The following is a 21,210-nucleotide window of genomic DNA, read 5'->3' as shown; positions in this document are numbered from 1 at the left end:
AGGGTCTATTTAACTACAACAGAAAACTCAGGTACTGCTTGAATAACCTTTTTCACGGTACATGTATTTACCGCAGCAATCAGTGCTTTTTTATATTTAGCTGGGAAACCTTCTGGCAAGCCAATTTCGATTGAAAAAAGCTTCTTACCGTTTTCATCTACATTTTCGTTATTTTGTGTCAGTGTCATCCCTTCGGTAGAGATCTCTCTTTGCTGACAAAATTTACGCGCATAAAAACCAGCACACAACACCATGCTTACTAAAAAATAGTCAAACGGTTCTGGATGTTCTGCATCACCACCAGCGTTTATGCTTTGATCGCTTATAACTTCATGCTCACCAAACTTAGCACTTAATTTTTGACCGTCTAACATTGAAACCGAAATTTCCATTACTATTCCTTATTTTCCAAACAATAATTCAAAAAAGCCTGGAGGCTCATGTAATTTGTGATATTTTTTGCGTAAATTATCAATTGCTTTGAGTGGTTTTTTTGCCGCCTCAAGCCCTTGCTCGTTCGCTACTTTTTTGGCTAACTGGGCTTGAGTAAGTACCTTATCTAACCCTTGCACCGACTTTTCAGCTTCTTTATAAAACTTGGCTTGCTTACTTTGCTCTATCAATTTAATAAATTCATCAATAGCGCCATTAAATTCTGCTAACTGGGTTGCTTCAACACTTTGTTTATAAGCAAGCCCAATGTTTTTCATGGTTTTTTCTAAGTCGCTCATTTCATTTGCGGCAACTGTTTGACTAAATATTAATACCATTAACAACAAAACTGCTTTCATTAATACACCCTAAAAAATAATTGTTGCATACATGCTAAACTTACTGAGGTATTATATAGCATAACGCCTAGATGTCACCACGGAGTACTTTAGCAAGGATAAATTGAGCTTTAGAAAGTTTATAGAGAAATGTATGTCCTTGTTTAAATTATACCGCCTGCTAACATTTACCTGCCTTCTGTTGGGTAGTTATAGTGCTTATGCCCTAGAAGTCATATTTATTAATCCTGGTTTTTCCGACTCTGAAAATGCACAAAACAAAACCGGAAACTTTTGGTTTGATGTTTCTAAAATAATGCAAAATGCAGCCACTGATTTAGATGTGACATTAACGATAGAATACGCAAATCGAAATCATATTTTAATGAAAGAGCTGATTCAGCAGGCTATAGATGATAAGCCCGATTACCTTATCCTCGTAAACGAAAAAAATGTTACCAGTAAGTACCTCTCTAAAATAGACAGTAAACATGTCCCGATTTATTTTTTATTAAATCGTCCCTCACCTGCATCACTTGATATGTTACGTGAAAATGGCACTAACATAGTCGGTAGTATTACCCCAAATAATCGCGTTGCAGGTAAATCATTGATGCAGCAGCTTTATAAAAAGTTTACCAATAAAACAACAACTAGCGCACATATATTGGCGTTATTAGGCGACTATGCAACGCCTGCTTCTATTATGCGCACACAAGGGTTAATGGATTTTTTAACGCAAACACCGCAAGTCACCTTAACCGCTAAAGAGGTTGCCAATTGGTCTGAACAAGAAGGGTTTACAAAAACCTTAGCGTATATGCAGCAAGCCCCTGAAATTAACATTATTTGGTGTGCGAATGATGCCATTGCTTTTGGCGCAAAAAGGGCATTAAAACAGCTAAACATGCAATCTCAGGTTATTGTGGGCGGTATTAACTGGGAGGTTCCACCAAGTAATAAATCAGGACTTGATGTATCTATTGGAGGTCATGTGTTACTAGGTGCTTATGCCCTAGTTAATTTGTTCGACAACCATACTCAACCAAAACTTAGTCCTTTGCTTCATCGTACAGCTGATATTTTTGACCCGCTTACTGAGGAAAACACCCCCTTATACAAGGCGATAAATACTACTGGCCTTGCAGAAATAAACTTTATACAGTTTAGTAAAACACGCGCTGACTGGTATGAATTTACCATAGAAAATCTACTTTTAGCGCTTGAGCAATAGCACTGTAAAGCCCCTTTACAATGCAGTTATTTTATTTAAAACTCTGAATGTATATTGTCTATTTTATTAATGCTATCTATGCCCTATTAGATAACCAAAGCGTTTGATAGGGTGCTAACTGCATGGTTTGTAGCGCGTCATCGAGTGTTGTTTTAGAAATTAGCTCAACCCATTGCTGAGTGTTTATTAAGTTTAAATCGGCTAAGGTTAAGCTTTGTGGCTGACTGCTAATATTATAAACACAAAAAATGCTTTGTTGGCGGTCTATACTTTGTCGCCAAAAACCAAATAACCCCTCGCCTAAGTGCAAAGTAAATTGTGTGGCATTAGGATGGAATGCTGCTTGCCTTTTACGCACAGCTAATAACTGTTTTATTCCCTTGAACACCTGATGATGATGGCTATATTTTTCTTCAATCGCCGCTAATAATTTTGATTCTTGCCAGCGATGGCGGTTAATTGCGCGATTATGCTGCGAATTTTCAAAACGTTCATAGTCATTAGTTGTGCCAAGTAAACTGTGAATATATATCCCCGGTATTCCTTCCATTGCAAACATAATGGAATGGGCACACAAGAAACGCTCAAGGCCATATTTATCTGCGCCGTTATGCGTCCCTTGTAGGGCATCAAATAAGGCAATATTTAGCTCATAAGGGGTATGTGTGCCATCGTGACTGGTGCGCATTGAAACACGCCCCCCAAATTGCATGGTCGTGCTTACTAACGAAGCAACTTCACTCGGTTGTAATAAGCCTTCAATTGGCCTCAAACCAATGCCATCATGAGAGGCTATAAAATTAAAATATGCGGTACCGTTTTGCGCTGGCGGCATGCTCATCATCCAGTGCTTGAGCGCCGTACTATCACCGCTAAGTAAAGTGTGCAATAACAACGGCGGCAAAGCAAAGTTATAAATTGCATGGGCTTCGTTGGCATTACCAAAGTAAGATAGGTTTTCTTGATTAGGAATATTGGTTTCGGTAATAATCACCACACTGGGCTCAGCATGCTCAATCAGCGTTCGCAGTAAACGCACCACTTCATGAGTTTGTGGCAAGTTTATACAACTGGTATTAAGTTGTTTCCATAAAAAGGCCACAGCATCAAGGCGAAACAAGCGAATACCGTTATCTAAATAATGGCGAATAATGCCAACAAACTCTTTTAAAACCTCAGTGTTTTCAAAATTAAAATCCACCTGATCATGACTAAATGTACACCATACATGCTTATCACCGCTTGCTGTGGCTACCGTATGTAATAATGGCGAGGTTCGTGGGCGCACTACTTGGCTTAAATCATCAGTTAAACTGGCTGTTTTAAAGTAGTCTTTCCCTGGGTGAGTATCGGTTAAAAAGTTTTCAAACCAAAGGCTTCGGCTAGAACAATGATTAATCACTAAATCCGCCATTAACTTTACATCTTTTGCAATCGCGTTAATGTCTTGCCAGTCGCCCAGCGCTTCATTAACTTGCGCATAGTTCATTACCGCAAATCCTTCATCTGAGCTGTACGGATAAAAAGGTAAAATATGCAGTGCATTAAGCTGGTGATCGCACTGCTCTTTTATAAAGCGATGCAAGGTTTTTAACGGCGCCTCTAGGGGAGTTCCAACTGCTAACTCACTGTCTTCATGATTTATAATAGAATCGCCATAGGCAATTAAAATAATATCTTGTTCATCCCAGCGATTAGTGTGCGGCGTAGGATCTCGAAGTGGGTTATTACTCAATATCAAGGTGATTAATTCTTCAGCCAACTCAGCTACCGGCATAGGTAACTCAACCCCTTGATAAATAGTATGTAAATGTTGTTCGACTCGTTGAAAAAACTGTTCCCTAACTATGTCCACAGGCGCCTCGTTTAAGTATACCAATTTAACTGTATTGTTCGTTATCAAGCTCAACGGCTTCTTTTAAACGCTCTAGTACATCGGGCATCGCCGAAGCTACACGGTTCCAACTCGGCACAAATGGCGCTTCCATTGGGTTTTCTAAAAAGTGTTGGCCTGCATTCATAATATTTTGTGCAAACATTTCTACCGCTTTTTCTTCCTGATGAATATCAAGTGTTAAGCCGTTCATTAACGCATCATTATGATAGGTTTCAATAAAGTCTAAACCAATGCGGTAATATGTCGCTTTTAATGAACGTATGGTTTCGCTGGTAAAGGTAACCCCCTGAGTCGCTAGCTTTCTAAATAACGCTTTGGTTATATCAATCGACATTTTAGAAAGGCCAGCAGTTTGGTCGTCCAGCGATAATTCTTGGTGTTTATGATCGTAGTTATCGGCAATATCAACTTGGCATAAGCGGTTATGGGAGTAATTACGGTACATCTCGCTTAATACGCCAATTTCTAATCCCCAGTCACTAGGAATACGAATATCGTTTAATACATCGCGTCTAAACGAAAATTCACCGGCTAATGGGTAACGAAACGAGTCCATATACTCAAGGTAGTCTCTGCTGCCTAATATGGTTTTAAACGAGCGTAATAACGGAGTAACCAGTAAACGCGATACTCGACCATTTATTTTTCCATTGGCAGTACGCGGGTAAAAGCCTTTACAAAATTCATAGTTAAATCGAGGATGTGCAACGGGATAAATTAATCGCGCTAATAAGCCTCGGTCATAAGTTAAAATATCGCAATCATGTAGTGCTATTGACTCAACCTCCGCGGTAGCGAGTTTATAGCCCATGCAATACCACACATTACGGCCTTTACCGAGCTCGCGTGGCGCCACACCTAAAGCTTGAAGCTCTTTATCGAGCGCCTGCAAACGTGGGCCATCGTTCCACAACACTTTATGGTTTTGATCAAGCGATTTAAAAAAGTTCAATGCATAGCGATACTGGCTTTCGTCGGCTCTGTCTAAGCCTATAGTTATTTGCGATAAATACGGTACTTGTTGCAGCTCTTTGACAATGTTTTGTAAAGCAGGGCCTTCTAACTCACTAAATAATGAAGGCAATATAAGCCCCATTGGTCGCTGTTTACTAAAGCCAAGCAACTCTTTTTCTAAATCGTCTACGGGTCTATTAGCAATGTTATGTAGTGTTGTAATAATGCCATTTTGATAAAAATCAGCCATGTAAACTATACTCCTCAGAACTGGGTAAAATACTGTTAATACAAGGTAGTGCTGTAATTTCTTCAACCCAGCCTAGTGGTGCCGGCAATTGAGAATAGCGCGCTTTGTTATAGGTTAATTTAACTGGCTTTTTACTCTCTGGATTGGTAATGATGATGGCGATATCAGCCTCTTCTAGCATTTGCTTATCGTTTTCACTATCCCCTAGCGCAATAATGCTCAGCGCTTTAGTAAACTGCGTATTAAACTGCTGCACTAACCATTGCTGAGCCATGCTTTTATCGGTATTTTTTCCAATGTGAACAAAGCGCCCGCCTACTTTAACCTCGTAGCCATATACTGATATCGCATTGATAAATTCATTTAGTTGCTGCTCATCGCCATGCCAGCAGAGCGGATCTGAGTATTGACGGGTTTGTGCTTGCGTTGCTTGTAGCTGGTTTAATCCTGTCATTTTCATTACCTGCTCACTGGTCAGCTCACTAAACAAACTATATTGGTCGCCGTAGTCTTTTTTTAAGCGTTTTAAATCAGTCCATAAATTGCTAATGGGTGCAGCAAACGAGTAACACCAGTAGCCTTGGTATTCGCTGCAGCCAATTGGCCTGAGATTAAAATAATTTTTAGGAATATAAACAGCCGAGCCATTTTCAACAATGAAAGGCTGTGTAATATTAAGCGCTTGTTGCAGTGCAACTACTTCACTAAATGTTTTGCTGGTATTAAATACCACAGGTACACCGCTGTATTGCAGCTCTTGTAATAAGGTATCTACCGCATCGGTGTTGTAATCTCTGTGATTGAGTAATGTGCCATCTAAATCGGTAAAAATGATAGGTTGTACAATACTATCGCTTGTAAGCACCATCGCAGTTACATCTCGATTACTATCGAGCTCTATAAGTGCATTTGCTTTAGCACTAAGGGTGTTGAGGTTTTCACGCGTGATGCGTTCAAAATGAGAAATAAACCACAATAACTGCTCATCAGTCATAGTGCCTGCGCCCTGCCCTTGTTTGGCAATTAACTTGTGTTCTTGCTCTTGTCGCCACGCAAACACATCATCAAAACTCGGGGCTTTGAGCATAATTATGTAATCGATTTTATCAAAAACGGTTTTATATTCATTGGCTAAACAGCTGTTAATACAGCGACGCCATAATCCTTGTTGATCGTATGATTTTTCTAGCTCGTTAATAGGCTCAACTAGCGTAAAAGGCTGCTGTGGTTCACTGGCTACACACCACCCTTCTAAAATAACAATATCGACCGGCTGACTATTAGTTAACCATTTATTTTTTGCTACGGGTTCATCTTGTTGTTTGTCAAAACGTGGCAGCGGTACATTAACCTCTTTATTTAACAAGCGACTAATGGTTTTATCCATAAGGGCAACATCATGTGTACCCGGAACGCCTCTAGTGGCGAATAAACAATGCACATCTTGCGCTAACTGTTGGCGTTTTTGAGTTGATAAATAAAAGTCATCAATAGAAAGCGCAACACAGTTTAGGTGGGTATTTTGGCTAAACCAAGTTACTAAATAATCACCAAGTGTGGTTTTTCCTGAGCCTTGGCAGCCATTAATTGCGACAAATATAGGGGCTGTTTTTTTACTGGTTAGAATGTCCTGCGCAATAGCAGAAAAATACTGCTCGCTAATATACTGATATTTCAACGGCAGTTGGTGTTTTACTAAAAAAGCATTTATATCCACACTCTTGATCTCCATATAACAATCCCTGAGTCAACTATAGGGTATGACTAAGGAAATGCAGTTACTAGACCAATATTATTTATTGTTACTTTTTAGTAGGTTAAAAAAAAAGCGCATTTAAAATGCGCTTTTTTGGTGCAATATTTTTAACCACAGTGCAAACTTAACTCTGGTCGCTCTGTGCTTTGGGTAATACTAAGTTTAATACTATGCCTAAAATAGCACATAAGCTCACACCTTCTAGGCTGAACTCACTACTACCTATGTACATACCACCAATACCACAAATTAAAATAAGTGCCACAATACTTAAATTGCGCGGCTCACTTAAGTCATCGCCCGATTTAACTAAGGTGTTTAAACCAATAACCGCAATAGAGCCAAATAATAAAATCATTATTCCACCCATTACTGGCACCGGAATGGTTTGCAAACTAGCGCCCATTTTAGCAACAAATGCTAAGCAAATTGCGATAATGGCAGTCCACATCATTACTTTAGGGTTAAAGTTTTTAGTAAGCATTACCGCACCAGTTACCTCTGAGTAAGTGGTATTAGGTGGGCCGCCAAATAAGGATGCGGCAGAAGTGGCTAAACCATCACCAAATAAAGTGCGATGTAGCCCTGGTTTTTTCAAATAATCTTTTTTTGTAACTTGGCTAATTGCCATCATATCGCCAATGTGTTCAATAGCAGGCGCAATTGCCACCGGCACCATAAATAATATGGCTTGCCATTTAAACTCTGGTAACACAAAGTTTGGCACAGCCAACCACTGTGCATTACTTACGGCCTCAAATTGCACTATACCCATAAATAACGATAGCGTGTAACCGGCAACAACACCGGCTAAAATAGGTATTAATTTAAATACCCCTTTACCCCACACGGCAAACACTAAAGTAACGAGCAATGAGAACATAGAGATAATAATAGCACTGTCGTAGGCAATAATTTGTGTGCCACCATCGCCACTTTTACCCATGGCCATATTAACCGCCGCAGGCGCAAGCGCTAGACCAATCACCATAATCACTGGGCCTACCACAATTGGCGGCAAAATTTTATGTAAGGTTTTTGTACCTTTAAACTTCACCAATAAACTTAATAGCATATAAGTAAAGCCCGCCGCCATTAAACCACCCATAGTGGCGGGTATACCCCACATTTGTACTGAGGCAATAATGGGTGCAATAAACGCAAATGACGAAGCTAAAAAAATAGGCACTTGGCCTTTAGTCACAAATTGAAACAACAAAGTACCTAAACCAGCGGTAAACAAGGCTACGCTAGGATCTAGGCCGGTTAAAATAGGCACTAGTACCAATGCACCAAATGCAACAAATAGCATTTGGGCACCGGTTAGAATGGTTTTTATAGAAAATGTAGAATTATTTTGCACTGCTAAACCTTAGTAAACCGTACCGAAAATTTTGTCACCTGCATCGCCAAGCCCTGGGATGATGTAACCTTTTTCATTTAAATGGCTATCAACTGAGGCAGTAAAAATCTCAATATCAGGGTGAGCGGCTAATGTTTTTTCAACGCCCTCAGGTGCAGCAACCAGTACAATTACTTTAATTTCTTTACAGCCTGCTTTTTTAAGCATATCAATGGTGGCGATCATAGAACCACCAGTAGCCAGCATTGGGTCAATCACTAAGCTTAAACGCTCATCAATATTACCCACTAGTTTTTCAAAGTAGGGAACTGGCTCAAGAGTTTCTTCGTTACGCTCTAAACCCACTACACTCACTTTAGCCGCTGGGAGTAACGACATTACGCCGTCCATCATACCAAGGCCCGCACGTAAAATTGGCACCACGGTAATTTTTTTACCCTTAATGTGCTCAACTTTAAGTTTATTACCGTCCCAGCCTGTAATTTCGTTATCTTCTAATTCTAGGTTTTTAGTGGCTTCGTAAGTTAATAATGTGCCCACTTCTGAACACAACTCACGAAAACTTTTCGTGCTAATTCCATGCGCGCGCATTAAACCTAACTTATGTTGAACAAGGGGATGAGAAATAACGTGAATAGCCATAGTAATAAACCTAGTGATAAAAAATTTGACATATTTTATATTAAAACAGGCCGTTTGACTGTTAATTTTAGTCTTGATTTCATAGTTCGTGCCAAAATATTTAATTTAGCCACAACTATAAAGATTTTTGTGTTTATGAGTTGTTACTCGCTAACCAATTATTTACCTGAGCGCGCATGTAGCTGTTAACCTTTTTGTGTTCTGGGCTCCACCCAAGTAAAAACCGATAAAAGTCTGCCCATGCCACTGGCCATAAATGAGCCCATTGTGTAACAACATCATCAGCATTAATGTGTGGTTGATAGTCACTCAGAGCATGCTTCAATTGGCTAAAGTAATAGTCGAGGTAGCTCTGTGCGTGTTTATGAAGCTCAGAATCATCCATACAACTGGTCATAAAATACATTACATCAATCACCCCAACACCCGCACCCACATATTGAAAATCGTAACCGAGAATATGCCCTTGGCTATTAGCGGCAAAGTTAGCAAGCTTGGCATCACCATGAATTAACGTTTTATAATCACACTGCTTTAATGCGCCGTTTAACAGTAATGCAGCCTGTTTAATATCGGACTTTTCAGGTAAGTTATTAAATTCATCAGGGCGTGTACCCAAATGCCAATAGCTTCCTTGCGCCCATAAACCATCAAACTCTGTATTTAAATGAAAGGCATTTAAATGAAAGGCATGAAAATGTGCCAACCACTTTAATATGGCTTTTATATTTTCGGTGGTTGCTTGGCTGTACCCCTGCTTTGAAAAATCTTTAAACACCAAGGCAAACTCATCGCCCTTGTTGATTGCTTTAATGCATTCAATAGCTGCAGCTTGCTTGGGCAGCTTATGGCTAAATTGCTGATAAAACGTATATTCAACGTGGTAAGAGTCACGCTTTCTATTCAGCGCAAAGTTGCTTTGCTTAATTTTAGGGTGATTAATATGATCGGGTACTTTAATCGCTTTAATCACACAGGCTTGCTCATCAAGTTGGCACTTCACAATTTGACCACAGCCACTCCAAAGCGAGGTTAGGGTTTTGCCAATGGCTACACGCTCAAAATACGGGGTAAGTAATGGAAGATAAAAAGACATAGCCATATTAGGTTGCTAAATTTTAGTTAGTTTAACATTAGACGGTGTTTTAAATAAAAGGTCTTAATAAAAAACCCTTCGCGCACAACATGAAATACAGTGTTAATAACCAATCTAACCTGTCGTTTTTTTTGCAATTGCTATGGCAAAGCCTATGCATTATTCATAAAGCCTAAAACATAATTTGAAACCATTAAAAGTACAAAATTAAAGATGGTGCCATGATTAGATTAACCAATGAATGTCTAGTACCCCAGTCTTTCCGAGGGGATATGGTAAGAGTCTAGCTGCGGTGAGATCGCAATAAAAGATTACTGCGTAACGCACACCATTTGTGTTTGCCGTAAGCTACTTACTTAACAGACAAAGTAAACGAATTTATTTGTTGATTTAGAATTGACCGTTCCTGTATAAAAACGGTCAAAGAGAACACTGGAGTCTATTGACAGAGTTAAGATTACAAATATTAGCTACGATGTAATTTGAAAAGTACCACTCATTCTCCCCTGACTAAACCCGAGAGGACTATTTTTTGCGTCAGGAACCACATAATTAAGGGTATGTATGACACCGTGCAAAGATACAACTTTTGGATTTTCCGTTTCTTGATAGCTTATCACACACATATACGTTTTATTTTCATCAGAGCTTTTCATGTATAGAATATTTGCAGGATTCACAAGTACAATATATTGATTCGCAGTTGCAACAAAGTGAATAGGCCCTGAACTCTCTTGGTTATATTGGTACTGTATATTACCTCGATTAATTGGGTTTAATTGATCACCATTAACTGTCAAGCCAGTCCACTCCCAAATATCTAGCGTTATAGAAAAAAGTCCGTCATTTTCACTTATATTAATATCCGCCATTTTCTTTTCCTCACATTAATCAAAATTAAGTACAAAATGTACAAATAAAGTTTAGGAAAGAAGCGGAAAATAAATATTACAGGCTATTACAAATAAGAACAGCTAGACATTCTAACTCTCAAACGTTGTTAGCCACCGCTTTTCGCGGGTTAGCTTAATTCATAGCCAGAATTAGTTTGTAATAGAACACATAAATAGAACATATAAAGACACCCACCTAATAGAACATATAAAAACACCCACTTTAACTATCTATTGAACCTGTGTCACAAAATTTACTATTAAGCTCTGTAACTAGCTTCTTATCGCTATATATGCTCTAGTTTCAGCTCTAAATAGCTAAATAACTAAATAGCTAAATAACTAAATAACTAAATAACTAAATAACTAAATAACTAAATAACCATTCTAAAACTAAAATTGACTCGCTCTAGCAAAGGAAGGTGGATATTGTCGATGTGTTTGCGGTATAACACGCTGCTTGCTGTTTATACTTCCTTAAAGCATTGACAGTACATAATTTGAGATAGGTGTGTGCTTTTGTTTTTAGTGCTCAAACCGCCTGTTATTTGCAGTTGTTGACCGTTGCTAAACCTAAATCTATATTTGCAACAATATAGCCATACTCTTTCTTAGTTAACTTTTTAGACTGATATTGTTGCTTAGCTAATTCGTGAGTCCAACCCTTTTCACATGGGGCTAAGGGAATGGCTGTATCAACCATTAAAAGGTGTTCTTCCTGAATCACGCCGCCTTTTTTAACAATGCTTTTAGCGCAAAGGCTTAAAGCATATTCAACAGCAAATTTATCAACACTTGGCATACCTATAAATTCTACATCACAACCAAGTTTCTCATTACCTTTAGCATCAACATAATAAAGCTGGCCTGACGTAGTACAACCAGATATAAATAAGATGATAACGAGTAATAAAATATGTCTGATATTCACTTTGCCTCCTTGTACACATAAACCCACATATAGGGCACAAAAACGTAACAGCAATTTGGTTAAATTATGCAGAGCACCAAACTCAATCGCCGTATAGTTTTGATATCCAACGAGCCTGCGAGTGCATTGATGGTTTTGTTATTTGCCAGACCTTGAATATATTGATAGCAAAGGAAACTTACTTTCACCAAAGTTGATAGTTAACGATAGTGTCTCATCTGCTTTGAATGATTGTAAAAACTCCAATGGCGCAATTCGTTGCCCATCTGCAACGATAGCCATTAGGTGTTTGTTAGTTAGGCTTCGTCGACCTGATGCCATATTAGTCAAAGTTACTACCGCCCAACGCTCACCAGAATCATTACTCATTAATACAAAATTATTTACACTAAAATCACTCTGCTCTGGCTGAGTGTTTGATTCATTTGGAAAGGCTAAATTAAAACTATTAGGTACAACTCTATCAATAGAAAGTACCTCTTCACCTGAATGGGCACCGAATGTACAAACCAGCAATATCAAAGACATCCTTCTCAACATAAGTTCTCTCCTAATGGCATAACGCCCTGTTAAGGGGCAAATTGTAGTTGGCTAAAATGTGAAGCGGAGTGGAACCAGCCAACTGTAATCTTTCCCGCTTAATCAGCTTGTTATGTGCCTGATTTTCCAAGCCTATATTGTTCTATACTACCAGCGATAAAACAAACGCCAACATAAAACCAAATGCTGCTTGCTACAATTTGTCAAATATCTAAACCCGAAGAAGCAACAAAGGTTGGAATAGCAATTAAACCACGCAACGTACAAAGCACAGCAATGATAATTAAAGCTGATTTAAGCAGAGGAACTTTGCGAATTAAACCAACCGCAGAAAAAGCAAAAATAGTACAAGCAAACATTAAACTTGCTACGATCATAGTTCCAATTGGAGCAAGTAAAGTTCTTTGAACCGCAGAGTCGATAATTTGTTGAGGTGCCCGAGCAAATACAAACCAACTAGGGCCACCAAATATACAGAGTAGGTGCCAGATTGCAGAAGCAGAGGCTATAATACCTGCACTAATTAATAATTTGGATTGAATACTAAAGTTCAATGCTAACTCCATTTTGCACTGGCACATAACGCCTCATTAAGAGGCTAAAAGTAGTTGGTTAAAATAAGCGACGAAGGAGCAAAAACCAACTGTTTTTTGTCCTTTTGAATGACTTGTATGGATAATAAACCCATAAATTAATTATTATTTTAACCTAGTTCGGGTAATGTGAGGCCCAAGCTTTGGTGCAACCAAAGCCTTTTATACAGTAGTTCGATTGATTGAAGGCTCCTCTATTGAGAGACCGGTAACAAGTTAGAACGCTGTATAAACTCCAAGCATTAAACTCGGATAGTCAACGGGGCCTCGAGCCCGAATAGCAAGGCAGAGTCAGCTTATTATGAATACAAAAAATAATCAAAATGAAATTAACGTCGGTGTCGATACAGGTAAAAAACAACTCGATATTTATATCAGGCCTTTAGACATTTACTTTACTGAAGAAAACAATCAATGTGGCATTAAACACGCCATTCAAATCTTAAAAAAACACCCCGTAACGCGCGTCACTATTGAGGCGACTGGACGTCTTGAACAGCCTTTTATTATAGCCTGCGCTGAGGCGAATATTCCCTTCGTTGTTGCTAATCCCGTGAACATAAAACGCTTCGCAGGCGCTATCGGCCAAAAAGCAAAAACGGATAAACTTGATGCACAACTTATTGCTCACTTTGGTGAAGCGATTAAACCGCCTTTATCATCTTTAAAGCCAGAGCAAATGCGCTTGATGAGCGATTTACTCTCGAGAAGACGCCAGTTAACGGATATGCAAACGATGGAGAAAAATCGCTCTCAAATAATGCCAAAAACACTATCGTCACTCATAAAACCTATCTTAACTACACTGAAAAACCAAATAGATAAAGTCGATTTAAAACTTCAAAAACTGATTGAACAATGTGACGAATACAAAGCAAAAAATGCCATTATCCAAAGTGTGCCTGGTGTTGGCAATGTGGTCGCGTTTAACTTACTTAGTGATATGCCTGAGTTAGGTTATGTGAACAACAAAGAGGCAGCTTCTTTAGTGGGTGTAGCCCCATTTAATCGTGAAAGTGGCGTGTATCAAGGTAAGCGAATGATACGTGGCGGCCGACCTAAAATAAGAACCGCCATGTATATGGCGATGATGTCAGCCATTCAGTGCAACTCTAAATTTAAAGACCTTTATCAACGTATGGTCAAAGCAGGAAAGCCTAAAAAAGTGGCCATTATTGCGTGTATACGAAAGCTGGTAGTGATCATAAATTCTATGGTGAGGGATGGTGTCATGTGGGATCCTAAAATAGTTTAAAATTAGGAATTGACACCATAGTCACTTGTTAGGCTTTGAACCCTGTAGGTAGCTCATATTTAATCTGTAATTCAGCATATTGTTTAACTACGGACTGCCACTTTATTTCTAGTTGATTTTGAAGATTTTCTATTTTTCTAAACTCCTCGAAGCCTACCTTTCCAGTAACTAGATCAATATACTCCATTCCATCTGAACGACATGGCACGTATTCAGGATCCCTAGATTTAATTGAACTGAAGAAAAAAGCTTCTATCAGTTCAAAAAATTCGCCTACATCATCCGACTTACTTAAAGCTCGATACTTCTCCGTTAGGCTTGTTACTTTCATTCGTATTTGAATATATCCATCTCGGATAGACATGAGTTCTTCTTTGGAGTCACCACAAGACCTAAATAGCTCAAAGTACCCCTTTGCGGCGACTTCAAACTCAGCAAAAAGAGGCTTCAATATGAGCTGAAAAAATTCTCTATCATTCTTTTGCCTGATATTAACCAACTCTATCGCTTTATCAATTAATTTTAAGAAATCACCGATCATAATAGTTTCCTTGTGAAGCCTAACGCCCAGCTAAGCTGCCGGAACGCAGTAGAGGCCGGCTTGAGTTGTTTGTTATGCAATTTATCACTTCTTCTTTGTCCTCATTTTCTCAACTAAAGTGGAAAACGATGGAGTATTTGAGAGCAGAAGATCTAAGTCTGAATTGCGAGCATACCTGCGAGCCATCTTCCCATTTCGATTTGTGAGCATTAGTGTTGCATTGTAATAATCAGCCGAAACAAAGCTTTCTAGCCACCCTTCAATTTCTTGAGATAACACTATTACTTCAGCTCCAATAGCCTGTAGTTTATTTATTTGCTCTTGCTTTTTTTCAGGGGTTGGCAATGGTGTAATAATAGCCGCTACTTTAACTGTATTATTTTTACTTATAGATTCAGCAAGTTGTGCTATTGCCAATTGGCCGCCCGCAGGTATAACGCTATATTTTGCACCAATTTCAAAACGATCAAGTAAAGCTTGAATTGTACGCACATCTTGCTCTCCTTCTACTAATATATTCCACTCTTTGGCGATCGAATCTTTAGTTGTTGAAGATGCACTCCTTTGTTTAGAACCACTTAAGTATGTTTCTAGGGGATAGAAAGGTTGCCCATAATTTGCAGCATAACGAAGCTTTGCGCGCATAGCTTCTCTCATAGTGATTTCCCCCGCATCAATGAGGCATAGATCCGTGTGACCAAACAGAATCATGTTAAGTTCTTTTCCATTTAACAATGCATCAATAGCGTCTTTACTGTAATCAGACATTGAAAAGAAAACACCAATAGTTCCGATCAGTTTCCCATCAACTTTACCTTTAAATGAGTATAGAGAAGATGCAGGCATTGGATCCTTATGCCATTTGGCTTCTAGTAAGAAAAAACTATTTTCAATTGAAAAAGAGCCATCAATCTCTTCACCCGAGGGGCGCATACTCGTACTAGGGTCCATATTTTCATTGGAAAACATATGGACTAAAATTCGTTCAAAATCTCTACCGCGTTGCTGATACCAAAATGGTTTTGCTTCCTCGGGAGGTGTCAATAAGTCCTTTAAACGTTTACTTTCCAAGTTGCGTCTCCATAATTTTTTGGTCTAGAGCGGAGCTTCACTGATCGCACTAGTTGCATAACGCCCAAAGCAGCGGCGCGCGCCAGCGCGTCCAGCCCGCAGGGCGTTGCTGCCTTTGCTTGTTATGAGTTTTGCCACTGCTCCATGCGCTCTCTTGAAATACTCACTGCTTGCTCGCTGAATAGATCTGGATAGCGAAGGATGACATTTTCAAATGCATAGTCCTCTAGCCCCATTTCTACAAGAGAAGTGTAGCCTTGAGTTTCAGTTGGGCGATTTACAGCTCTTTCTACAGCGCCAATGATCCCGTGACGAGTAATCATTTGCCAGGTGCGGCCAGCGCGGGTTTTCTTGCCGTTCTTGGAGCTTAATACTTCTTCGTACGCATATACTGCTTCAAGCGCCTCACGCTCCGCTTGTGTTTCTGCGCCATAAGCTTCCGCGCGAAGTTGAACCGCTCGCTCTTTCGCCTCTTGAGCTAAGTCTTCGCGTCCTCGCTCGATACAGTTTTTTGCAAATATCGCGCATTTTTCAGGCGTGTCTATTTTTCTAACTCTATCATCCATTCATATTCTCGGTGTTGAGTGACTCATAACGCCTCACTAAGAGACAAATAATTGTTGGCTAAAATAAGCGACGAAGGAGCAAACAGCCAACTGTTATTTGTCCTTTTGAGTGACTTGTTATAGCTCAAAGCCGATTTACATTATGCCAAACCTCTTGGGTGGCATTTTTTACCTTTTTTACCACTTCCGCACTCACACGGTTTATTTCTAAGGCTAGCTTTTAATAAAGGTCTAAGTTTGGGTGGTTTATTATAGTTTTCTATTTCTTTTATCTGTTTTTCAAATTCTTTACGTATTTGTTCAAGCTGATCATTTCTTTCTTTTAACTCAGCTTCTGTAGCTTGGATTTCTTGAACTTTTTTATTGTCCTTTACCTTTTCGTATTCAAATTTTTCTCGGCTTAATTCAAGCTGTTGACGAGCTATATCGTTACTTTCATCTGATATTTCATTTGCTTGATATGCTATTAGCATACCAATTAAAGCTATTAGGGTTGTTATAAAAAAGGCCACAACAGGTAAAGGTAATGACTTAAAGTACTCTTTGTATTGATTGAAATTTGGCTCTACACCTATTAAAGAGTCAATTAAGTCATCAGCTGTTAAATTATCATTTGCAGCTTCTAAGTTTGTTTTAATTGAAGATAGCTTCTCCACATTGTTGATTTTTCGGACATCATCAAAAAAATCCTTTATGTAGATATTACCTTGCCTATCTATTTTGAAGTCAGCGTACATGGCTTTAGAAAAACATTTGGGGCAGCTCGTACTATTGTTGGTGGCTGTAACTTGAGAGTTCACACTATTAATAAAATTAAAAGCTTTAAACTCAAACCCACAATCTGGGTTTGTACATTTCACAGGAATATGATCTTGCTTTCGCATTGCTAATGCCATGAAATCCCCTTTCAATAAGTTGTGGCAGAGTAGTTTTTATATTGAGCTATAACAATTTTATAGTGCGCTCATCGCGCATATTTCTGCCAACTATACGCTCATTTATTTTATAAATCATTTTTACCAAATAACTTAACACATTGCTATATATAATTTTTTATTAGCACTCAAACTCTTAATAAAAGAGAAAATGCGCTCGCCGCTCATTTTCTTGAATATGTGTGCATCACAACCAAACTGTATATATAAACAGCACTATTATTGGTGATAGTATGAAAACACGTTCCCCATTTTTAAATTACATAGCTGAATATATGCTAGTTCGTCAATATTCATTACGCACCGTAGATACCTACCTAAGATGGATTGCATCTTATATCCATTTTCATAATAAACGCCATCCCGCCTCAATGGGGGACAATGAAGTCGAACGCTACTTAGAACATTTAATGTTAAAGCAAAACGTTGCACCACGTACGCAAGCCACCGCACTCAATTCATTGTCATTTTTATACAAGCACATAATAAAAAAAGAACTCTCATTAAATTTAAATTTTGCCCATAGTAAAAAACAAGCAAAGCTCCCTGTAGTGATGACCCAAGAGGAAGTTAAAATGTTGATGGCTCATTTAAATAAGCGCTATTATTTAATTGCAGCCCTCATGTATGGAAGTGGCTTAAGAGTAATGGAAGCGGTGCAATTAAGGGTGAAAGATATTGATTTTGATTATAAATGCATTCAAGTATGGAATGGAAAAGGTAATAAACACAGCATTGTTAGGCTGGCCACAGAGCTAATACCTATGCTGAGAAATCAAATTTTGAACGTTGATGACTATTTAAAACTGGATTTAAATAATACGGAATATTCTGGCGTATGGATGCCATATGCTTTAACAAAAAAATATCCAAGTGCCGCAAAATCGCTTGCGTGGCAGTATTTATTTCCTTCTCATATATTAAGTTCAGATCCTCAAAGTGGTGAAATAAGACGACATCATTTTCATCACTCTTGTATTAGAAAAGAGGTTAAAAAAGCCGTCCAAAAATCAGGATTAACAAAAATAATAACACCTCATACATTAAGACACTCTTTTGCTACTCATCTACTGCAAAATGGCGCCGATATAAGAACTGTTCAAGCTCAGCTTGGCCATTCTGATGTTAAAACCAACAAATATATACCCATGTACTGCAACAAGGTGCTAACGGGGTTGTTAGCCCTTTTTCAAGATTATAAGCGTCTCTTTTTAATCCTCTACGCATACATATTCGCTTTAAGACCAATACCGCTACCTATTTCTACTTTGAAAAACCCATAAAAAAGCCCCGCTTGATGTTACTCAAGCAGGACTCCACACTAATTTTGTATCAATAAAAGCGCCTAAACTGCAGGCGCTTTGCATTATTGAATTTTATTGGTTAACCACGCTTTTAAGCGGATTAACTGGCTGTGCGTTGTCGTCTAGGATGTTCATATCGAAGTCGAACTCATCAACACGAATCGCTTTTTCACGCTTTTTGTTGTAATCACTTAACTGAACAAATTCAGCGTCGTTAATTACTTTTGCAGCAAGTGCATTTTCAAGTGTGATTGAAAAACGCGTACCCGGCTTAAAGGTTTTAGCACGTAGCGCTTTTTTCACTTTAGCTAATAGCTCAAGTGACGCCATTTTAGCTTTGTAAGCTTGCTCGTTGATGTGATGACCATCACCTTCAATTGGCTTAACTAAATGCGTTATTTGCGCTTTAAATGCTGTATCAAGCTGAGCTTGTTTTGCTAATTCACGGATTAAATCATCGCTGATTTTTGGCATTTTAGTTGAGTAGTTCATAGTAATGAAACGAATGAACTTACGAGTACCACTTGCAGGGAAGTTATCTAAGAACTTGTGCAATGCTTCTTCTGCACTTTGTAGTGCAAAACGAGTCGCATAATGGAAGTAAGGAGCCGCTTGCTCACGCTCGCTGCTTGCTACTTTTTGCTCGTAATACTTAATAGATGCCATAGCTGCATACAAGAAGCTCATTACATCGCCTAAACGTGCTGAAAGCATTTCAGCTTGCTTTAATTTACCGCCAAGTACTAGTAACGAGAAGTCAGCATATACAGCTAATTTAGCTGATAGTTTTTGCACTGCTTTTTCGTAGTCACGTACTTCTGGTAATGCTGAGTTTGCACTCGCGGTAAACGGTAGCACACCTAAGCGGAACGCACGTAAGCTGTTTGCTGTACTGTAGCCAATTGTTTTACGTAAAATACCGTTAAATTCTGCATCTGCGTTTTTGTCATCGCTGTGAATAGACTCAACCATAGATTGTAAGTATGGGTGACAACGCATAACACCTTGACCAAAGATCATCAGGTTACGAGTAAGAATGTTCGCGCCCTCTACCGTTATGGCAATTGGCTGCGCCACATAACCGCTAGCAAGCGTGTTTTGAGGACCATTCTGAATTGCTTTACCCGCTTGAATATCCATTGCTGAGTCAAGCACATCACGGCCAAGCTCTGTCATATGGTATTTAGCGATTGCAGTTACTACCGATGGTTTTAAGCCCATGCCTAAACCTTCAGTTGTCAGTACTCGCATTGCTTCTTGTAGGTATGTTTTACCTGCAATGTCAGCTAGCTTTTCTTGAATACCTTCAAATTGGCCAATTGATAAACCAAACTGCTCACGCACTGCTGCGTATTCTGAAGCTGATTTCAACGCCACTTGCGCTGTACTTACACCCAACGCTGGTAATGAAATACCACGACCTGCGCCTAAACAGCTAACTAGCATCTGCCAACCACGGCCGATATTTTTCTGACCACCGATAACAAAATCCATTGGTACAAATACTTTGTTACCACGTGTAGTACCGTTGTAAAAACGAATACCCATAGGATCATGACGATTACCAAGTTCTACACCTGGGTGCTCTTTTGGAATAAGTGCACAAGTAATACCTAGGTTTTCTTTACCACCTAGTAGACCATCTGGGTCAACTACTTTAAATGCTAAACCAAGTACAGTAGCAATTGGCGCGAGTGTAATGTAGCGCTTGTCCCACGTAATCTCTAGGCCAAGTACTTCTTCGCCGTTGTACATACCTTTAGTAACAGTACCTACATCAGGAATACCGCCTGCGTCAGAACCTGCTTCTGGGCTGGTTAATGCAAAACATGGAATGTCTGTACCATTTGCTAAACGTGGTAAGTAATGTGCCTGTTGTTCCTCTGTACCAAAGTGAAGTAGTAACTCACCTGGGCCTAACGAGTTTGGTACCATTACAGTTACCGCAACCGCTGAACTCTTAGTCGCAATAGTACCTACAATTGTTGAGTTAGCGTATGGGCTGAACTCTAAACCGCCAAACGATTTAGGGATGATCAGCGAGAAGAAACGCTCTTTTTTCAAAAACTCTAAAATGTCGTTTGGTAAATGAATACCATTTTGAATGACTGAATCATCAATCATGCTTAGTAGTTCTTGTACTGGACCGTCTAGAAACGCTTGTTCGTCTGCGGTTAGTTTTGCCGCAGGTACATCGCGTAGCGCGCTAAAATCTGGTTTACCTTGGTAGATAGACCCTTCTAGCCATACATCGCCAGCGTCTAGCGCTTCTTGCTCAGTAACTGAAATACTTGGTAATACTTTTTTTAATTTTGTACGTAAACTCATAACGAACTCATCCGACCAGATAAATAATACCTACATTACGTCATAAAAATCGGTTTAGATCAATTACTCTATTCAATTAATTAACAGTTTTTGCAATTTATTTTCTTTACCTGAACGTAAACTGTTGAAATAAAAAGGCTTACAACTGTACGCTGAATTATTATTTTTTTTGTAAAAAATTTAATAATTCAGACCTATATCGCCGTAAATACAGATTTGGTAAGAAAGTAGAAACAAAAAAGCGCAGCCTAAAATTAGGCTGCGCTTTTTAAATATGGGAATGTGAGTAAA

The 21,210-nt window shown here is 38.9% G+C and carries 19 protein-coding genes and 1 pseudogene; 3 read left to right on the top strand and 17 right to left on the bottom strand.

Going from position 1 to position 21,210, the window contains the following annotated elements:
• Positions 1 to 5: 5 nt before the first annotated feature.
• Positions 6 to 392, bottom strand: a complete 387-nt coding sequence (locus ACZ5WS_RS16705) for an OsmC family protein (protein WP_008463841.1) — start codon at positions 390 to 392, stop codon at positions 6 to 8.
• Positions 393 to 401: 9 nt separating this feature from the next.
• Positions 402 to 791 carry a cytochrome b562 gene (locus tag ACZ5WS_RS16700; RefSeq protein WP_138607861.1) on the bottom strand — a complete coding sequence of 130 codons (390 nt, stop codon included), beginning with the start codon at positions 789 to 791 and terminating at the stop codon, positions 402 to 404.
• Positions 792 to 924: 133 nt separating this feature from the next.
• On the opposite strand from ACZ5WS_RS16700, the gene ACZ5WS_RS16695 reads away from it, so the two are divergent.
• Positions 925 to 2,004, top strand: a complete 1,080-nt coding sequence (locus ACZ5WS_RS16695; protein ID WP_464712048.1) for an ABC transporter substrate-binding protein — start codon at positions 925 to 927, stop codon at positions 2,002 to 2,004.
• Positions 2,005 to 2,080: 76 nt separating this feature from the next.
• Here ACZ5WS_RS16695 and ACZ5WS_RS16690 read toward each other — a convergent pair whose 3' ends face one another.
• From ACZ5WS_RS16690 to ACZ5WS_RS16645, 10 genes are all read right to left on the bottom strand, one after another.
• The gene (locus ACZ5WS_RS16690; protein WP_464712047.1) at positions 2,081 to 3,859 is read right to left on the bottom strand and encodes an alpha-amylase family glycosyl hydrolase; all 1,779 of its coding nucleotides are present in this window, start codon (positions 3,857 to 3,859) and stop codon (positions 2,081 to 2,083) included.
• A gap of 25 nt (positions 3,860 to 3,884) precedes the next feature.
• Positions 3,885 to 5,105, bottom strand: a complete 1,221-nt coding sequence (locus ACZ5WS_RS16685) for a glycosyltransferase family protein (RefSeq protein WP_290168188.1) — start codon at positions 5,103 to 5,105, stop codon at positions 3,885 to 3,887.
• Positions 5,098 to 6,837, bottom strand: coding sequence for an HAD-IIB family hydrolase (locus ACZ5WS_RS16680; RefSeq protein ID WP_464712046.1), 1,740 nt, complete (start codon positions 6,835 to 6,837; stop codon positions 5,098 to 5,100). The genes ACZ5WS_RS16685 and ACZ5WS_RS16680 overlap by 8 nt, the downstream gene beginning before the upstream one ends.
• A gap of 148 nt (positions 6,838 to 6,985) precedes the next feature.
• On the bottom strand, positions 6,986 to 8,224 hold the full coding sequence (locus tag ACZ5WS_RS16675) for a uracil-xanthine permease family protein (RefSeq protein WP_010388985.1): 1,239 nt from the start codon (positions 8,222 to 8,224) through the stop codon (positions 6,986 to 6,988).
• 9 nt (positions 8,225 to 8,233) lie between these two features.
• A complete protein-coding gene (gene upp / locus ACZ5WS_RS16670) occupies positions 8,234 to 8,866 on the bottom strand; it encodes a uracil phosphoribosyltransferase (RefSeq protein ID WP_008466150.1) in 633 nt (210 codons plus the stop codon).
• Between the two features lie 133 nt (positions 8,867 to 8,999).
• Entirely contained in the window at positions 9,000 to 9,962 is a 963-nt protein-coding gene (locus tag ACZ5WS_RS16665) for a protein kinase family protein (RefSeq protein ID WP_464712118.1), read from the bottom strand.
• A 470-nt stretch (positions 9,963 to 10,432) separates the two neighbouring features.
• Positions 10,433 to 10,834, bottom strand: a complete 402-nt coding sequence (locus ACZ5WS_RS16660; protein WP_138607852.1) for a hypothetical protein — start codon at positions 10,832 to 10,834, stop codon at positions 10,433 to 10,435.
• A gap of 565 nt (positions 10,835 to 11,399) precedes the next feature.
• Positions 11,400 to 11,786: a hypothetical protein gene (locus ACZ5WS_RS16655; RefSeq protein ID WP_138607850.1), complete on the bottom strand. Its 387-nt coding sequence runs from the start codon at positions 11,784 to 11,786 to the stop codon at positions 11,400 to 11,402.
• 138 nt (positions 11,787 to 11,924) lie between these two features.
• Positions 11,925 to 12,314, bottom strand: coding sequence for a hypothetical protein (locus tag ACZ5WS_RS16650; protein WP_464712117.1), 390 nt, complete (start codon positions 12,312 to 12,314; stop codon positions 11,925 to 11,927).
• A gap of 215 nt (positions 12,315 to 12,529) precedes the next feature.
• A complete protein-coding gene (locus ACZ5WS_RS16645; RefSeq protein WP_464712045.1) occupies positions 12,530 to 12,880 on the bottom strand; it encodes a hypothetical protein in 351 nt (116 codons plus the stop codon).
• 340 nt (positions 12,881 to 13,220) lie between these two features.
• Here ACZ5WS_RS16645 and ACZ5WS_RS16640 point away from each other — a divergent pair, with 340 nt between their 5' ends.
• Complete coding sequence (locus tag ACZ5WS_RS16640; protein WP_464712044.1) at positions 13,221 to 14,174, top strand: IS110 family RNA-guided transposase; 954 nt, start codon at positions 13,221 to 13,223, stop codon at positions 14,172 to 14,174.
• Between the two features lie 28 nt (positions 14,175 to 14,202).
• Here ACZ5WS_RS16640 and ACZ5WS_RS16635 read toward each other — a convergent pair whose 3' ends face one another.
• The 4 genes from ACZ5WS_RS16635 to ACZ5WS_RS16620 form a co-directional block, all read right to left on the bottom strand.
• On the bottom strand, positions 14,203 to 14,715 hold the full coding sequence (locus ACZ5WS_RS16635) for a hypothetical protein (RefSeq protein ID WP_464712043.1): 513 nt from the start codon (positions 14,713 to 14,715) through the stop codon (positions 14,203 to 14,205).
• 84 nt (positions 14,716 to 14,799) lie between these two features.
• Positions 14,800 to 15,786 carry a hypothetical protein gene (locus ACZ5WS_RS16630; RefSeq protein ID WP_464712042.1) on the bottom strand — a complete coding sequence of 329 codons (987 nt, stop codon included), beginning with the start codon at positions 15,784 to 15,786 and terminating at the stop codon, positions 14,800 to 14,802.
• 122 nt (positions 15,787 to 15,908) lie between these two features.
• Complete coding sequence (locus ACZ5WS_RS16625; RefSeq protein WP_464712041.1) at positions 15,909 to 16,352, bottom strand: hypothetical protein; 444 nt, start codon at positions 16,350 to 16,352, stop codon at positions 15,909 to 15,911.
• 140 nt (positions 16,353 to 16,492) lie between these two features.
• A complete protein-coding gene (locus ACZ5WS_RS16620) occupies positions 16,493 to 17,248 on the bottom strand; it encodes a hypothetical protein (RefSeq protein WP_464712040.1) in 756 nt (251 codons plus the stop codon).
• Positions 17,249 to 17,520: 272 nt separating this feature from the next.
• On the opposite strand from ACZ5WS_RS16620, the pseudogene ACZ5WS_RS16615 reads away from it, so the two are divergent.
• Positions 17,521 to 18,488: pseudogene (locus ACZ5WS_RS16615) on the top strand (integron integrase).
• Positions 18,489 to 18,663: 175 nt separating this feature from the next.
• Here the strand turns inward: ACZ5WS_RS16615 and ACZ5WS_RS16610 are convergent.
• The gene (locus ACZ5WS_RS16610; protein WP_138607838.1) at positions 18,664 to 20,919 is read right to left on the bottom strand and encodes an acyl-CoA dehydrogenase; all 2,256 of its coding nucleotides are present in this window, start codon (positions 20,917 to 20,919) and stop codon (positions 18,664 to 18,666) included.
• Between the last annotated feature and the right edge of the window lie 291 nt (positions 20,920 to 21,210).

Source organism: Pseudoalteromonas sp. 11L1 (genome assembly GCF_055397545.1).
The sequence above is the reverse complement of the archived record's forward strand: the minus strand, read 5'-3'. Positions and strand labels throughout refer to the sequence as shown.

What these genes read in the sequence shown, in the direction of transcription:
- ACZ5WS_RS16705 (WP_008463841.1), bottom strand. Translation starts at nt 392, where the DNA reads ATGGAAATTTCGGTTTCAATGTTAGACGGTCAAAAATTAAGTGCTAAG.
- ACZ5WS_RS16700 (WP_138607861.1), bottom strand. Translation starts at nt 791, where the DNA reads ATGAAAGCAGTTTTGTTGTTAATGGTATTAATATTTAGTCAAACAGTT.
- ACZ5WS_RS16695 (WP_464712048.1), top strand. Translation starts at nt 925, where the DNA reads ATGTCCTTGTTTAAATTATACCGCCTGCTAACATTTACCTGCCTTCTG.
- ACZ5WS_RS16685 (WP_290168188.1), bottom strand. Translation starts at nt 5,105, where the DNA reads ATGGCTGATTTTTATCAAAATGGCATTATTACAACACTACATAACATT.
- ACZ5WS_RS16680 (WP_464712046.1), bottom strand. Translation starts at nt 6,837, where the DNA reads ATGGAGATCAAGAGTGTGGATATAAATGCTTTTTTAGTAAAACACCAA.
- upp (WP_008466150.1), bottom strand. Translation starts at nt 8,866, where the DNA reads ATGGCTATTCACGTTATTTCTCATCCCCTTGTTCAACATAAGTTAGGT.
- ACZ5WS_RS16665 (WP_464712118.1), bottom strand. Translation starts at nt 9,962, where the DNA reads ATGTCTTTTTATCTTCCATTACTTACCCCGTATTTTGAGCGTGTAGCC.
- ACZ5WS_RS16660 (WP_138607852.1), bottom strand. Translation starts at nt 10,834, where the DNA reads ATGGCGGATATTAATATAAGTGAAAATGACGGACTTTTTTCTATAACG.
- ACZ5WS_RS16650 (WP_464712117.1), bottom strand. Translation starts at nt 12,314, where the DNA reads ATGTCTTTGATATTGCTGGTTTGTACATTCGGTGCCCATTCAGGTGAA.
- ACZ5WS_RS16640 (WP_464712044.1), top strand. Translation starts at nt 13,221, where the DNA reads ATGAATACAAAAAATAATCAAAATGAAATTAACGTCGGTGTCGATACA.
- ACZ5WS_RS16635 (WP_464712043.1), bottom strand. Translation starts at nt 14,715, where the DNA reads ATGATCGGTGATTTCTTAAAATTAATTGATAAAGCGATAGAGTTGGTT.
- ACZ5WS_RS16625 (WP_464712041.1), bottom strand. Translation starts at nt 16,352, where the DNA reads ATGGATGATAGAGTTAGAAAAATAGACACGCCTGAAAAATGCGCGATA.
- ACZ5WS_RS16620 (WP_464712040.1), bottom strand. Translation starts at nt 17,248, where the DNA reads ATGGCATTAGCAATGCGAAAGCAAGATCATATTCCTGTGAAATGTACA.
- ACZ5WS_RS16610 (WP_138607838.1), bottom strand. Translation starts at nt 20,919, where the DNA reads ATGAGTTTACGTACAAAATTAAAAAAAGTATTACCAAGTATTTCAGTT.